General features: G+C 68.0%; 12 protein-coding genes and 1 tRNA gene. 6 read left to right on the top strand and 7 right to left on the bottom strand.

The annotated features are described in order from the left end of the window. The first annotated feature begins 43 nt into the window (after nt 1-43). Together pyk and VIP82_RS03920 are read left to right on the top strand one after the other, a co-directional pair. Nucleotides 44-1,492: a pyruvate kinase gene (pyk, locus tag VIP82_RS03925; protein WP_331905980.1), complete on the top strand. Its 1,449-nt coding sequence runs from the start codon at nt 44-46 to the stop codon at nt 1,490-1,492. A gap of 76 nt (nt 1,493-1,568) precedes the next feature. After that, nucleotides 1,569-1,958 carry an SHOCT domain-containing protein gene (locus tag VIP82_RS03920; protein WP_331905979.1) on the top strand — a complete coding sequence of 130 codons (390 nt, stop codon included), beginning with the start codon at nt 1,569-1,571 and terminating at the stop codon, nt 1,956-1,958. Nucleotides 1,959-2,019: 61 nt separating this feature from the next. Here the strand turns inward: VIP82_RS03920 and VIP82_RS03915 are convergent, their stop codons facing one another. The 4 genes from VIP82_RS03915 to VIP82_RS03900 are packed head-to-tail and all read right to left on the bottom strand — an operon-like array spanning nt 2,020 to nt 4,323. Further along, nucleotides 2,020-2,781, bottom strand: a complete 762-nt coding sequence (locus VIP82_RS03915; protein WP_331905978.1) for an ABC transporter permease — start codon at nt 2,779-2,781, stop codon at nt 2,020-2,022. Beyond that, nucleotides 2,778-3,593, bottom strand: coding sequence for an ABC transporter ATP-binding protein (locus tag VIP82_RS03910; RefSeq protein WP_331905977.1), 816 nt, complete (start codon nt 3,591-3,593; stop codon nt 2,778-2,780). Before VIP82_RS03910 ends, VIP82_RS03915 begins: the two co-directional genes overlap by 4 nt. Next, nucleotides 3,590-3,958: a DUF1048 domain-containing protein gene (locus VIP82_RS03905; RefSeq protein WP_331905976.1), complete on the bottom strand. Its 369-nt coding sequence runs from the start codon at nt 3,956-3,958 to the stop codon at nt 3,590-3,592. The genes VIP82_RS03910 and VIP82_RS03905 overlap by 4 nt, the downstream gene beginning before the upstream one ends. A gap of 2 nt (nt 3,959-3,960) precedes the next feature. Next, complete coding sequence (locus VIP82_RS03900; RefSeq protein WP_308867316.1) at nt 3,961-4,323, bottom strand: PadR family transcriptional regulator; 363 nt, start codon at nt 4,321-4,323, stop codon at nt 3,961-3,963. 144 nt (nt 4,324-4,467) lie between these two features. On the opposite strand from VIP82_RS03900, the gene VIP82_RS03895 reads away from it, so the two are divergent. Then, nucleotides 4,468-5,499 (top strand): hypothetical protein, encoded by a 1,032-nt coding sequence (locus VIP82_RS03895; protein WP_331905975.1) that lies wholly within the window; start codon nt 4,468-4,470, stop codon nt 5,497-5,499. A 44-nt stretch (nt 5,500-5,543) separates the two neighbouring features. On the opposite strand, the gene VIP82_RS03890 is transcribed toward VIP82_RS03895, so the two are convergent. Continuing rightward, nucleotides 5,544-5,626: transfer RNA gene (locus tag VIP82_RS03890), tRNA-Leu, on the bottom strand. A gap of 47 nt (nt 5,627-5,673) precedes the next feature. Here VIP82_RS03890 and VIP82_RS03885 point away from each other — a divergent pair. Next, nucleotides 5,674-6,297 carry an ANTAR domain-containing response regulator gene (locus tag VIP82_RS03885; RefSeq protein ID WP_109209425.1) on the top strand — a complete coding sequence of 208 codons (624 nt, stop codon included), beginning with the start codon at nt 5,674-5,676 and terminating at the stop codon, nt 6,295-6,297. Between the two features lie 50 nt (nt 6,298-6,347). On the opposite strand, the gene VIP82_RS03880 is transcribed toward VIP82_RS03885, so the two are convergent. After that, nucleotides 6,348-6,779, bottom strand: a complete 432-nt coding sequence (locus tag VIP82_RS03880; protein ID WP_331905974.1) for a PaaI family thioesterase — start codon at nt 6,777-6,779, stop codon at nt 6,348-6,350. An 80-nt stretch (nt 6,780-6,859) separates the two neighbouring features. On the opposite strand from VIP82_RS03880, the gene polA reads away from it, so the two are divergent. Together polA and VIP82_RS03870 are read left to right on the top strand one after the other, a co-directional pair. Then, nucleotides 6,860-9,517 carry a DNA polymerase I gene (gene polA, locus VIP82_RS03875; protein WP_331905973.1) on the top strand — a complete coding sequence of 886 codons (2,658 nt, stop codon included), beginning with the start codon at nt 6,860-6,862 and terminating at the stop codon, nt 9,515-9,517. Between the two features lie 79 nt (nt 9,518-9,596). Next, a complete protein-coding gene (locus tag VIP82_RS03870) occupies nt 9,597-11,270 on the top strand; it encodes a DUF885 domain-containing protein (RefSeq protein ID WP_331905972.1) in 1,674 nt (557 codons plus the stop codon). A gap of 36 nt (nt 11,271-11,306) precedes the next feature. Here VIP82_RS03870 and VIP82_RS03865 read toward each other — a convergent pair whose 3' ends face one another. After that, a complete protein-coding gene (locus VIP82_RS03865) occupies nt 11,307-11,957 on the bottom strand; it encodes a phosphoribosyltransferase (protein WP_331905971.1) in 651 nt (216 codons plus the stop codon). Nucleotides 11,958-12,047 lie beyond the last annotated feature (90 nt).

Here is a 12,047-nt window from a genome sequence, read left to right as displayed (position 1 = left end):
GCCGAGGCACTCGCCACCTTCAACCCACCCGGAGATACCACGGATGAGACGCGCCAAGATCGTCGCCACCCTTGGGCCCGCCACGTCGACATATGAGATGGTCCGCGCGATCATCGATGCCGGCGTCGACGTCGCCCGCTTCAATCTGAGCCACGGGGACTACTCGGTCCACGACAACAACTTCGCCAACGTGCGCAAGGCCGCCGACGACGCCGGACGGGCGGTCGCGATCCTCGTCGACCTACAGGGTCCGAAGATCCGCCTCGGCAAGTTCGAGAACGGACCGCACGAGCTCGCGGTCGGCGACATCTTCAAGATCACCACCGACGACATCCTCGGCACCAAGGAGATCGTCAGCACCACGTTCAAGGGCCTCCCGCACGACGTCAAGCCGGGCGACTTCCTCCTGATCGACGACGGCAAGGTGCGCGTCGAGGTCATCGAGACCGACGACACCGTCGTGACCACCAAGGTGATCGTCGCCGGCCCGGTCTCCAACAACAAGGGCATCAACCTCCCGGGCGTCGCCGTGAACGTGCCGGCGCTGTCCGAGAAGGACGAGGCCGACCTCCGCTGGGGCCTGCGCGCCGGCGCCGACCTCATCGCGCTGTCGTTCGTGCGCGATGCGAAGGACGTCCAGCGCGTCCACGTCATCATGGCCGAGGAGGGGCGACACGTCCCGGTCATCGCCAAGATCGAGAAGCCGCAGGCGGTCGACAACCTCGAGGAGATCATCGACGCTTTCGACGGCATCATGGTCGCCCGCGGCGACCTGGGCGTCGAGCTGCCGCTCGAGGCCGTCCCGATCGTGCAGAAGCGCGCGGTGGAGCTCTGCCGCCGCATGGCGAAGCCCGTCATCGTCGCGACGCAGATGCTCGAGTCGATGATCGAGAACCCGGTCCCCACCCGCGCCGAGACGAGCGACGTGGCCAACGCCGTGCTCGACGGCGCGGACGCGGTCATGCTCTCGGGCGAGACCAGCGTCGGCAAGTACCCGGTCGGCGTCGTCGAGACGATGGCGCGCATCGTCGACTCCACCGAGGAGCACGGCCTGGACCGCATCCTGCCGCTCACGACGAAGCCGCGAACCCAGGGTGGCGCCATCACGCTTGCCGCGATGGAGGTCGCCGAGTTCGTCGACGCGAAGTTCCTCTGCATCTTCACCGAGTCGGGCGACACCGCCCGTCGCATGTCGCGGCTGCGCCCGCGCATTCCCATGATCGGCTTCGCCCCCGAGCCGGCGATCCGTCGTCGCATGGCGATCACGTGGGGCGTGCAGTCGACGCTGGTCGAGCACGTCGCGCACACCGACCTGATGTTCATCCAGGTCGACGACTACCTGCTGTCGAACGACCTCGCGAAGGTCGGCGACAAGGTCGTCGTGATCTCGGGATCGCCTCCCGGAATCATCGGCTCCACGAACGACATCCGCATCCACAAGGTGGGCGATGCGGTGCACGGCAAGGCGCCGATCTACAAGACACGGGACTGACACCTCTCTCCAGCGGACGGCTGCGACCACTACTGTGGTCGCAGCCGTCCCGGCTTTTTCGAGAAAGGTGACGCCGATGTTCTTCGGTGACTTCTGGTGGTTCCTGCTGTGGAGCTTCTACTTCATCGCCTACCTGTACGTGGTGATCGTGATCATCACGGACCTGTTCCGCGACGAGAACCTGAACGGCTGGCTCAAGGCGCTGTGGATCATCGCCCTCGTGTTCGTGCCTTTCCTCACGGCGATCGTCTACATCATCGCCCGCGGCAAGGGCATGGCAGAGCGGGCCCAAGCCGCCCGCGGGGGAGTGGTCGCCGAGTCCGACGACTACCACCCGGCCGCATCGTCGAGCCCGGCGGAGGACATCGCCAAGGCGAAGGCCCTCCTCGACGCCGGCACGATCTCGCAGGGCGAGTTCGACGCTCTCAAGAGCAAGGCCCTGGGCCACCAGTACTTCGGCGCGTAAGCCCCGAACAGCAGAAGAGCGGATGCCTCGACCCGAGGCATCCGCTCTTCTGCGTGTGCGGTCAGCTGATCTTCTTGCGGTAGATCGCCATCGACGCGATGTACGCGGCGACGAGGATGCCGACCAGCCAGGCCATCGCGACCCAGATGTCGCTGCCGACCGGCTCGCCCGCGAATAGCGCCCGCATGGAGTCGACGATCGAGGTCACCGGCTGGTTCTCGGCGAACCACTGCACCGGCCCCGGCATGCTCTCGGTCGGAACGAACGCCGAGCTGATGAAGGGCAGGAAGATCAGCGGGTAGGAGAAGGCGCTCGCGCCGTCCACCGTCTTCGCCGTCAGACCCGGGATCACGGCGAGCCATGTGAGTGCCAGCGTGAACAGCAGCAGCATGCCGATGACGCCAAGCCACGCGCCGAAGCTGGCACCGGTCCGGAAGCCCATCAGCAGCGCGACGCCGATGACGATGGCGAGCGAGACCACGATGGCCACGACCGAGGTCAGCACGTGCGCCCAGAGCACTCCCGATCGAGCGATCGGCAGCGACTGGAAGCGCTCGAAGATGCCGCCCTGCATGTCCAGGAACAGCCGGTACGCCGTGTAGGCGATCCCCGAGGCGATCGTGATGAGCAGGATGCCGGGCAGCATGTAGTCGATGTACGACCCCTTCCCGGTGTCGATCGCCCCGCCGAAGACGTAGACGAACAGCAGCATCAGGGCGATCGGGGTGACCGCGGTCGTGATGATGGTGTCGGGGCTGCGCAGGATGTGGCGCAGCGACCGGCGGGTGAGTACGGCGGTGTCGCCGATGACGTGGGCGGTCATCGTCCTTCCTTTCCTGTCTTCGCGGCGTCGGGAGCGGCGTCCGCGGATGATTCGGTGTCGTCCTCGCCGGTCAGGGCGAAGAAGACGTCTTCGAGGGTCGGCTGCTTCTCGACGTACTCGACCTTCGCCGGCGGCAGCAGCTGCTTGAGCTCCTGCAGGGTGCCGTTGACGATGATCCGGCCCTTGTGGAGGATCGCGATGCGGTCGGCGAGCTGCTCCGCCTCGTCCAGGTACTGCGTCGTCAGCAGCACGGTCGTGCCGCCGCGGGTGAGCTCCTTGACGGCGTCCCACACCTCGATCCGCGCGGCCGGGTCGAGGCCGGTCGTCGGCTCGTCCAGGAAGATCACCGGCGGGTTGCCGATGAGGCTCATCGCGATGTCGAGCCGGCGACGCATGCCGCCGGAGTAGGTCGACGCCTTGCGCGAGCCCGCCTCGGTGAGCGAGAACCGGGCGAGGAGACCGTCTGCGATCCCGCCGGGGTCCGGCAGATGGCGCAGCTGGGCGATGAGCACGAGGTTCTCGCGTCCGGTCAGGACCTCGTCCACCGCCGCGAACTGGCCGGTGAGGCTGATCGTCTCACGCACGTTCTGCGACTGGGCGACGACGTCGAACCCCGCGACGGCTGCCGCGCCGGCATCCGCCTTGAGCAGCGTCGCCAGGATCCGCACGACCGTGGTCTTGCCGGCGCCGTTCGATCCGAGGAGCGCGAAGATGCTTCCGCGCGCCACCTCGAAGTCCACGCCGCGCAGCACCTGCAGGTCCTTGTAGGACTTCTCGAGTCCCTGGACCTTGATGGCGGTGTCGGTGGTCATTTCTGGTCTCCCTTCTCTGCCTCGTCGATCGCCTTGTTCAGGCGAGCGCGCTCCTTGTCGATCCACTGCTTGCCGGAATACGCGGCGGTGAAGTCCTCGGCGAACGCCGAGGCGTCCTCGCCGACGATGTCGCGCACGGGGGTGCCGTCGGCGGCGGCGCGCTCCCAGAGGTCGGCGGAGTCGCCGAGCATCTGCATCATCGTCACGCCGTCGGTCATGCCGCCGACGGTCATGAAGTACCGGTCCAGCGCCTTGGCGGCGGCGTGGTAGGGCTCGGGCAGAGCCTCGATGCGCGCCTTGTACTGGCGGTACTGCTTCTTCTGCTCGAGCGAGCCGGTGACGACTTCGTACCACTTGGCGGCCATGATCAGTCCTCTTCCTTCGGGGTGTGGGGTTCGTTGTCTGCGTTCTGGTGGTGGAGTTGTTCGATGCGTTCTGCGAGGAAGCTCCACGTCCTCCAGAACTCCGCGAGCTGCTCGCGGCCCTGCGCGTTGAGGGAGTACACCTTGCGCGGCGGTCCCTTCTCCGAGGGAACCTTCTCGACGTCGACGAGGCCGCGCTGCTCGACCCTGACCAGCAGGGCGTACACAGTGCCTTCGGCGATGTCGGAGAAGCCCTGGTCACGCAGCCACGAGGTGATCTCGTACCCGTAGGCGGATCGCCCGGACAGGATCGCCAGGACGATCCCCTCCAGCGTGCCCTTGAGCATCTCCGTCTCCTGCTTGCCCATCCCGCACCTCCTCAGTACTCAGTGTTGTTGACTACTGGTAGACAGTAACACTAGGTACCGCTACTTAGCAACACCGAATAGCAAAATCTCTTTCGCGCCGACGGTGTAATGTCCGACTCCAGATCACAGGGAGAGTAGGCAGCGTTGACTGACGATCCAACGGGCACGACGACCGCGGCCACGGGGACACCGGAGCCGGTCGTGACAGACGGGGCGGACGGACCTGGGGGATCCGAGCCGCCACGCGAGGCTGAGCCGCCCGCGGCGGAGAAGCGCGAGGACCTCACACCGCAGCGCCGCGGGCGTGGGCTGGCAGTGGTGGCGATATTGCTCGGCGTCGTCCTGCTCGGGGCCGTGGTCGTCTCGGTGTGGCTGTTCCTCCAGCTCGAGCAGGCGAACGACCGCATCGAGCGACAGAGCGACCTCATCGACGAGCAGCACGACCTCATCGAGAAGAAGGAGGCCTTCGGCGCCGCCGTGGCGGGCATCCAAGAGAGCATCGAGCCGTTGCAGGGGCTTCCGTTCGCCTCGATGGTGCCGTGGGACAGGTACCAGGGGATCGCGGAGAGCGGATACGCGAGCAGATGGGATGCCGAGGCGATGGATGCCGCCATCCTCGTCGCACAGCGCGCCGCACAGGAGATGCAGGCACTGCAGACGGCCGCCGCGCTCGAGGCCGCGACGAACGCGTCCGGGACGGCGTGGGAGGCGACGCTCGACCAGCTCGGCCGGGGCTACGTCGCCACCCGCATCGACGACGCGGCTGTGACCTGCGACCTGGCGACCGCGCTCGGCTGCGTCTTCGAGGCGGAACCCCTCGTCGTGCATCTGAATGCCGCCAGTCAGTCGGACCCTTCGATGACCGACTGGATCCGGCAGGGAGTCGCGTACCACGAGTTCGCCCACGTCCTGCAGTTCACCAATCCCGAGGCCACGCGACCCGTGCTGGAGGCGTTCGCCGGCAATGCGGAGACGATGGCGGACTGCTACGCACTCGCCTTCCTCGACGGCTGGACGCTGGAGCACGAGGTGTGGACCAGCGCCTACGACGGCTGGGACGTCAACGTCGGTTACGGCTACGTCTGCACTGAAGCAGAACGCCGGCTCATCCGGGAGTGGGCCGGCGGACTCGGCGTCGCCATGCGCACGCTGTCGCCGGCAGGCGCCGGATCCTGAGGTGCCGGTGGGCAGTCGCGCTGCGCACGGCTCCCTACGCGAGGTGCCGGTGGTGGGAGTCGAACCCACACGCCCTTGCGGGCAACCGAGTTTGAGTCGGTCGCGTCTGCCATTCCGCCACACCGGCCCGCGCGGCATGCCGCGCGTCCGCGAACGACCATACCGTAGGATTCAATGGTGACTGAGCAGGAGCAGACCGCCGCATCGACGGCATCCACCCCCCGCCGCGTCGTGGTCGCCGAAGACGAGTCGCTCATCCGACTCGACATCGTCGAGATCCTCCGCGACAACGGCTTCGACGTGGTCGGAGAGGCAGGAGACGGTGAGACCGCGGTGGCGCTGGCCACCGAACTGCGCCCCGATCTGGTGATCATGGACGTGAAGATGCCGCAGCTCGACGGCATCTCGGCCGCTGAGAAGCTCAGCAAGAATCACATCGCCCCGGTCGTGCTGCTGACCGCCTTCAGCCAGAAGGAGCTCGTCGAGCGCGCGAGCGAGGCCGGTGCCCTCGCCTACGTCGTCAAGCCGTTCACGCCGAACGACCTGCTGCCGGCCATCGAGATCGCCCTCGCCCGCTACGAGCAGATCATCACGCTCGAGGCCGAGGTCGCCGACATGGTCGAGCGCTTCGAGACGCGCAAGCTCGTCGACCGGGCCAAGGGCCTGCTCAACGAGAAGATGGGACTCAGCGAGCCCGAGGCATTCCGCTGGATCCAGAAGGCCTCGATGGACCGCCGCCTCACGATGCAGGACGTCGCCAAGGCGATCATCGAGCAGCTCGCGCCCAAGAAGGGCTGACCACACACTTCTTGCAAGAGCGGATGCCTCGATCGAGGCATCCGCTCTTCTCATGCGTGCGGCAGGTCCTTGATGTGGTTCGTGATGCGCACCGTCGAGCAGCGCCGGCCTTGGTCATCGGTCACGACGATCTCGTGGACGGTGATGGTCCGGCCGAGATGGATCGGCGTGCACACCCCCGTGACGTGGCCGGACGTCGCCGAACGCGTGTGCGTGGCATTGATGTCCACACCGACGGCGAGCCGGCCGGGGCCGGCGTGGAAGTTCGCGTGCATCGAACCGAGCGACTCGCCGAGCACCACGTAGGCGCCGCCGTGGAAGAGTCCGACGGGCTGCGTGTTGCCCTCGACCGGCATGCGGGCTACGGCGCGCTCGGGCGTGAACTCGAGCCATTCGAAGCCCATCTTCTCGGCGAGCGCACCGATCCCACGGCCCAGCGCCCACTCGATTCCGTCGACGGCAGCGGGGGAGTGGTCGGGCATGACTCACCTTCGAATCGGGTCGGCAGTGGCGCGCTGCGACGGGGAAATCGACTGTCGTCCGCCCTGACTAGGCTTGCAGGGTGACGGACTCCGCAAAGCCTACCCTTCTCGTCGTGGACGGCCATTCGCTGGCATATCGGGCGTTCTACGCACTCCCGGTCGACAACTTCTCGACGAAGGACGGGCAGCACACGAACGGGATCTACGGGTTCCTCGCGATGCTGATCAACCTGATCAAGGCAGAGAAGCCGACGCACCTCGCCGTGGCCTTCGACACCTCGCGCCAGTCCTTCCGCACCCGCGAATACACCGAGTACAAGGCCAATCGCTCCGAGACGCCCTCCGAGTTCAAGGGCCAGATCCCGCTGCTGCAGGACTGCCTCGCCGCGATGAGCATCCGGGTTCTCCAGCAGGAGGACATCGAGGCCGACGACATCCTGGCGACCCTCGCCACGCAGGGCGTCGAGAAGGGCTTCCGCGTGCTCGTGTGCTCGGGTGACCGCGACACCATCCAGCTGGTCAACGACGACGTCGTCCTGCTCTATCCGAACGTGCAAGGCGTCTCGCAGCTCAAGCGCTACGACCGCGACGCGGTCATCGAGCGCTACGGCGTGCCGCCCGAGATGTACCCCGACGTGGCGGCGCTCGTCGGCGAGACCAGTGACAACCTGCCGGGCGTGCCGAAGGTGGGCGAGAAGACCGCCGTGAAGTGGCTGAACCAGTTCGGCTCGCTCGACGCACTCCTCGACGGCGCCGACGCCATCAAGGGCGTCGTCGGCGGCAACCTGCGAGACCACGTCGAAGACGTCCGCCGCAACCGCCGTCTCAACCGGCTGATGACCGACGTCGAGCTGCCGCTCGGCCCGGACGACCTCGAAGTCCAGCCGATGGACGCGCAGGCCGTTCGCGACATCTTCTCGCGGCTCGAGTTCAAGACGCTGATCCCGCGGGTCGCCGAGCTGGCCGGCATCGAGCAGCAGATGGCGGCTGTCACGTCGGCCGCGGCCGAGCTCGCGCCGATCGCGACGGAGCTCTCCCCAGCGGACTTCGCCGCGTGGCTCGCGAACAGGGACGGAGAGCTCGGCGTGACGATCGCCATCGAGGGCGGCCTGCCGGCGCGCATCGGCGTGGCCACGGCGGATGCCGCGGCCGAGGCATCCTGGACCCCGGAGCTCGCCGCCGCACTCGAGCCCTGGCTCGCGTCCGACGCGCCGAAGGCGTTCGCCGACGCGAAGCCCCAGGTGAAGGCGCTCCGCCGCGCCGGCCTGCGTGTGGGCGGGCTGGCCTTCGACGTGATCGTCGCCGGCTGGCTGCTGCGGCCGAGCTTCCCCGACAAGACGCTCGCCGATCTGGTCGACCGCTACCTCGACGAGAAGCTGCCCGAGGCCGACCCGGCACAGCTCGTGCCCGAGACCGAGGGCGCCACCACCGGCCAGCTGTCGTGGTACCTGGTGCGCGTCGTCCGTGCGGTGCGGGCCGAGCTGCCCGACAGCGTCTCGGCTGTGCTCACCGACATCGAACTGCCGACCCTGCACACGCTCGCCGACATGGAGCTCGCCGGCGTCGCCGTCTCACACGAGCGGCTGTCGGCGTTCTCCGGCGAGCTCGGCGCACGCGCGGACGCCCTCGCTCTGCGGGCCTACGCGGCCATCGGTCGCGAGGTCAACCTCGGCTCGCCGAAGCAGCTGCAGGAGGTCCTGTTCGAAGAGCTGCAGCTGCCGAAGACGCGCAAGACCAAGACCGGATACTCGACCGATGCCGCGGTCCTGGCCGATCTGCAGGAGACCAACCCGCACCCGTTCCTCGATCTGCTGCTCCAGCACCGCGAGGCGACGAAGCTGCGTCAGATCATCGAGTCCCTCGACAGTGCGATCGGCGGCGACCGCACCAGCGGCGCGGACGGACGCATCCACACCACGTATGTGCAGACCGGCAGCCAGACCGGCCGGCTCTCGAGCACCGACCCGAACCTCCAGAACATCCCCATCCGCACCGAGGAGAGCCGCCGCATCCGCTCGGCGTTCATGGTGGGCGAAGGGTACGATACGCTGCTCACCGCCGACTACTCGCAGATCGAGATGCGCATCATGGCGCACCTCTCGGAGGATCCCGGCCTGATCGAGGCGTTCAACTCCGGCGAAGACACGCACCGCTTCGTCGGCTCGCGGGTGTTCGGGGTCGCGCCGGAAGACGTCACACCGGCGATGCGCACGAAGGTCAAGGCGATGTCGTACGGCCTCGTCTACGGCCTCTCCGCGTTCGGGCTCTCGAAGCAGCTGCGCATCGAGCAGGCCGAGGCCAAGCAGCTGATGATGGAGTACTTCGCCCGCTTCGGCGCCGTACGCGACTACCTGCGCTCATCGGTCGAGCAGGCCCGCATCGACGGCTACACCGAGACGATCTTCGGACGGCGCCGCCCGTTCCCCGACCTCGCCAGCCCCAACCGCGTGCTGCGAGAGAATGCCGAGCGCGCCGCCCTCAACGCCCCGATCCAGGGCAGCGCGGCCGACATCATGAAGATCGCGCTGTTCCACATCCACGACGACTTCGCGGCGGAGGAGCTGCGTTCCCGGGTGCTTCTGCAGATCCACGACGAGCTCGTGATCGAGGTGGCCCCGGGGGAGTGGGATGCCGCCGAGCACATCGTCCGCACGCGCATGGGCGATGCGGCGCAGCTCTCGGTGCCCTTGGACGTGCAGATCGGCCGCGGCGACGACTGGAACGCCGCCGGCCACTGATCGGGCTGCGCGGAGCGATTCGCGATCGGACCGGGATTCTCGTTTGTCGGTACCGCGTCTCATGCCTAGGCTCGGAGCCATGACAGACGAAACCCGCACGCCCACGCAGATCGACAAGATCGCTGATGCGTGGGTCGACACCCTCGCCGAGCTCGAGCCGACGCTCGCGACCTACATCGGTCGGTCCGAGTACAACGACCGCTTCGGCGACTACAGCCCGGCCGGTCAGGAGCGCCTCGTAGAAGAGGGACGCAAGACACTGGCCGCCCTCGAGGCCTCGGCCGTCGCCGACGACGTCGACGCCGTGACGAAGGACGACCTCTCACGAGAGATCCAGCTGGAGCTCGACCTGCACGATGCGAAGTGGCATCTGCGCGACATCAACGTGATCGCCTCGCACGCGCAGAACATCCGTTCCGCGTTCGACCTCATGCCGACCGCCACCCCCGACGACTGGTCGGTGATCGCGACGCGTCTCGGCGCGGTCTCCGGTGCGATCGACGGCTACATCGCCACACTCCGCGAGGGGATCGACCAGGGCGTCGTGCCCGCCCGGCGCCAGGTGGTCGAGGTCGCCACGCAGATCGCCCGCTACACGGCCGACGGCGGATTCTTCGCGACGTTCGCCGCGGAGGCGGCTCCCGAAGAGGGGCAGCTCCCGGCATCCCTCGCCCGCGACCTGGCCGACAACGCCAACGCGGCGCGCGTGGCCTACGACCAGCTCGCGTCGTTCCTGAGCGGCGAACTGGCACCGGCGGCGGGGGAGAAGGACGCGGTCGGCCGCGAGCTGTACGCGCTGCACTCGCGCCGGTTCCTCGGTGCGACCATCGACCTCGACGAGACCTACGAATGGGGCACCGAGGAGCTCGCGCGCATGGTCGCCGAGCAGGAGTCCATCGCAAACGAGATCAAGGCCGGCGCCTCCGTCGAAGAGGCCGTCGCCTTCCTCGAGGAGGACGCCAGCCGCAAGCTGTACGGCACAGACGCCCTGCAGAAGTGGATGCAGGAGACCAGCGATCGCGCGATCGCCGAGCTCGGCAAGACCCACTTCGACATCGCCGAGCCGATCCGCAGCCTCGAGTGCATGATCGCGCCCACGAAGGAAGGCGGGATCTACTACACCGGCCCGACCGACGACTTCTCGCGTCCCGGCCGCATGTGGTGGTCGGTGCCGGAGGGCGTCGAGGAGTTCGACACGTGGCGCGAGCTCACGACGGTGTACCACGAGGGCGTCCCGGGCCACCACCTGCAGATCGCGCAGGCCGTGTACAACCGCGCACAGCTGAACACCTACCGCCGCCTCCTCGCCGGGACGTCGGGGCACGCCGAGGGCTGGGCCCTGTATGCAGAGCGCCTCATGGAGCAGCTGGGCTACCTCTCCGATCCCGCGGACCGGCTCGGCATGCTCGACGGCCAGCGCATGCGCGCGGCCCGCGTCGTGCTCGACATCGGCGTGCACCTCGAGAAGCCGCGTCCCGACGGTCAGGGGCCGTGGGACGCGGACTTCGCCCTCGAGTTCATGCTGCGCAACGTCAACATGCCCGACGAGTTCGTCCGGTTCGAGGTGAACCGCTACCTCGGCTGGCCGGGTCAGGCGCCGTCCTACAAGGTCGGCCAGCGCATCTGGGAGCAGCTGCGCGACGAGGTCGCCGAGCGCGAGGGTGATGACTTCTCGATCAAGAAGTTCCACAAGCGCGCCCTCGATCTCGGCGGCGTCGGACTCGACACGCTGCGCATGGCGCTCTCGCGCTGACCCTTCGACAGGCTCAGTGACGGCCCTTCGACGGGCTCAGTGACCTTCTCCGGTCGCTGAGCCTGTCGAAGCGGCCAGCAACAGCGCCACCACCTCACGGTCGCTCGTCTGCCCGAAGTGCTCGTAGTACTCGCCCACGGCCCAGAAGTCGGATTCGCGGTGCGGGCACACGAAGTCGTCGACCGCGTCCGCCGGTGCGATGAAACGTTCGGGTGCGACAGGCACGGCAAGCACGACCCGGTCGGGATGGCGGGCACGCACCGCGCGGCAGGCGGCGACGGCGGTCGCGCCCGTCGCCACGCCGTCGTCCACCACGAGGGCGGTCCGCCCCGTCAGGTCCACGAAGCGCGAACCGTAGACGTCCGTCCGCCGTGCCAGTTCGTCGCGCTCTGCCGCCTCGACCCGTTCCAGGTCCTTCGCTGACATGCCGGCCCAGCGCACGGCGTCGGGCGTCACGATGCGAACCCCGTCGGCGATCGCTCCGACGGCGAACTCCTCGTGCCCGGACGCTCCGAGCTTGCGCACCACGACGGCGTCGAGCTCGAGTCCCAGCCCTTCGGCGACCGCCGCGGCGACGACGACGCCCCCGCGGGGGATGCCCAGGACCACGGCATCCGTCCCTCGCCACTCCGCGAGCCCGGCGGCGAGCTCTCGTCCGGCGGCGCGGCGATCCGCGAAGAGGGCCATGCCCACCACGCTACGCTCGCGGCGGCCGTGCGTCTCGGGGAATGCCGCAGTCGCGCCGTAGGTTCATGCAAGCGAATAGAAGGAGAAGAC

The organism is Microbacterium sp. (assembly GCF_036566905.1).
Classification (GTDB): Bacteria; Actinomycetota; Actinomycetes; order Actinomycetales; family Microbacteriaceae; genus Microbacterium.
The sequence above is the reverse complement of the archived record's forward strand: the minus strand, read 5'-3'. Positions and strand labels throughout refer to the sequence as shown.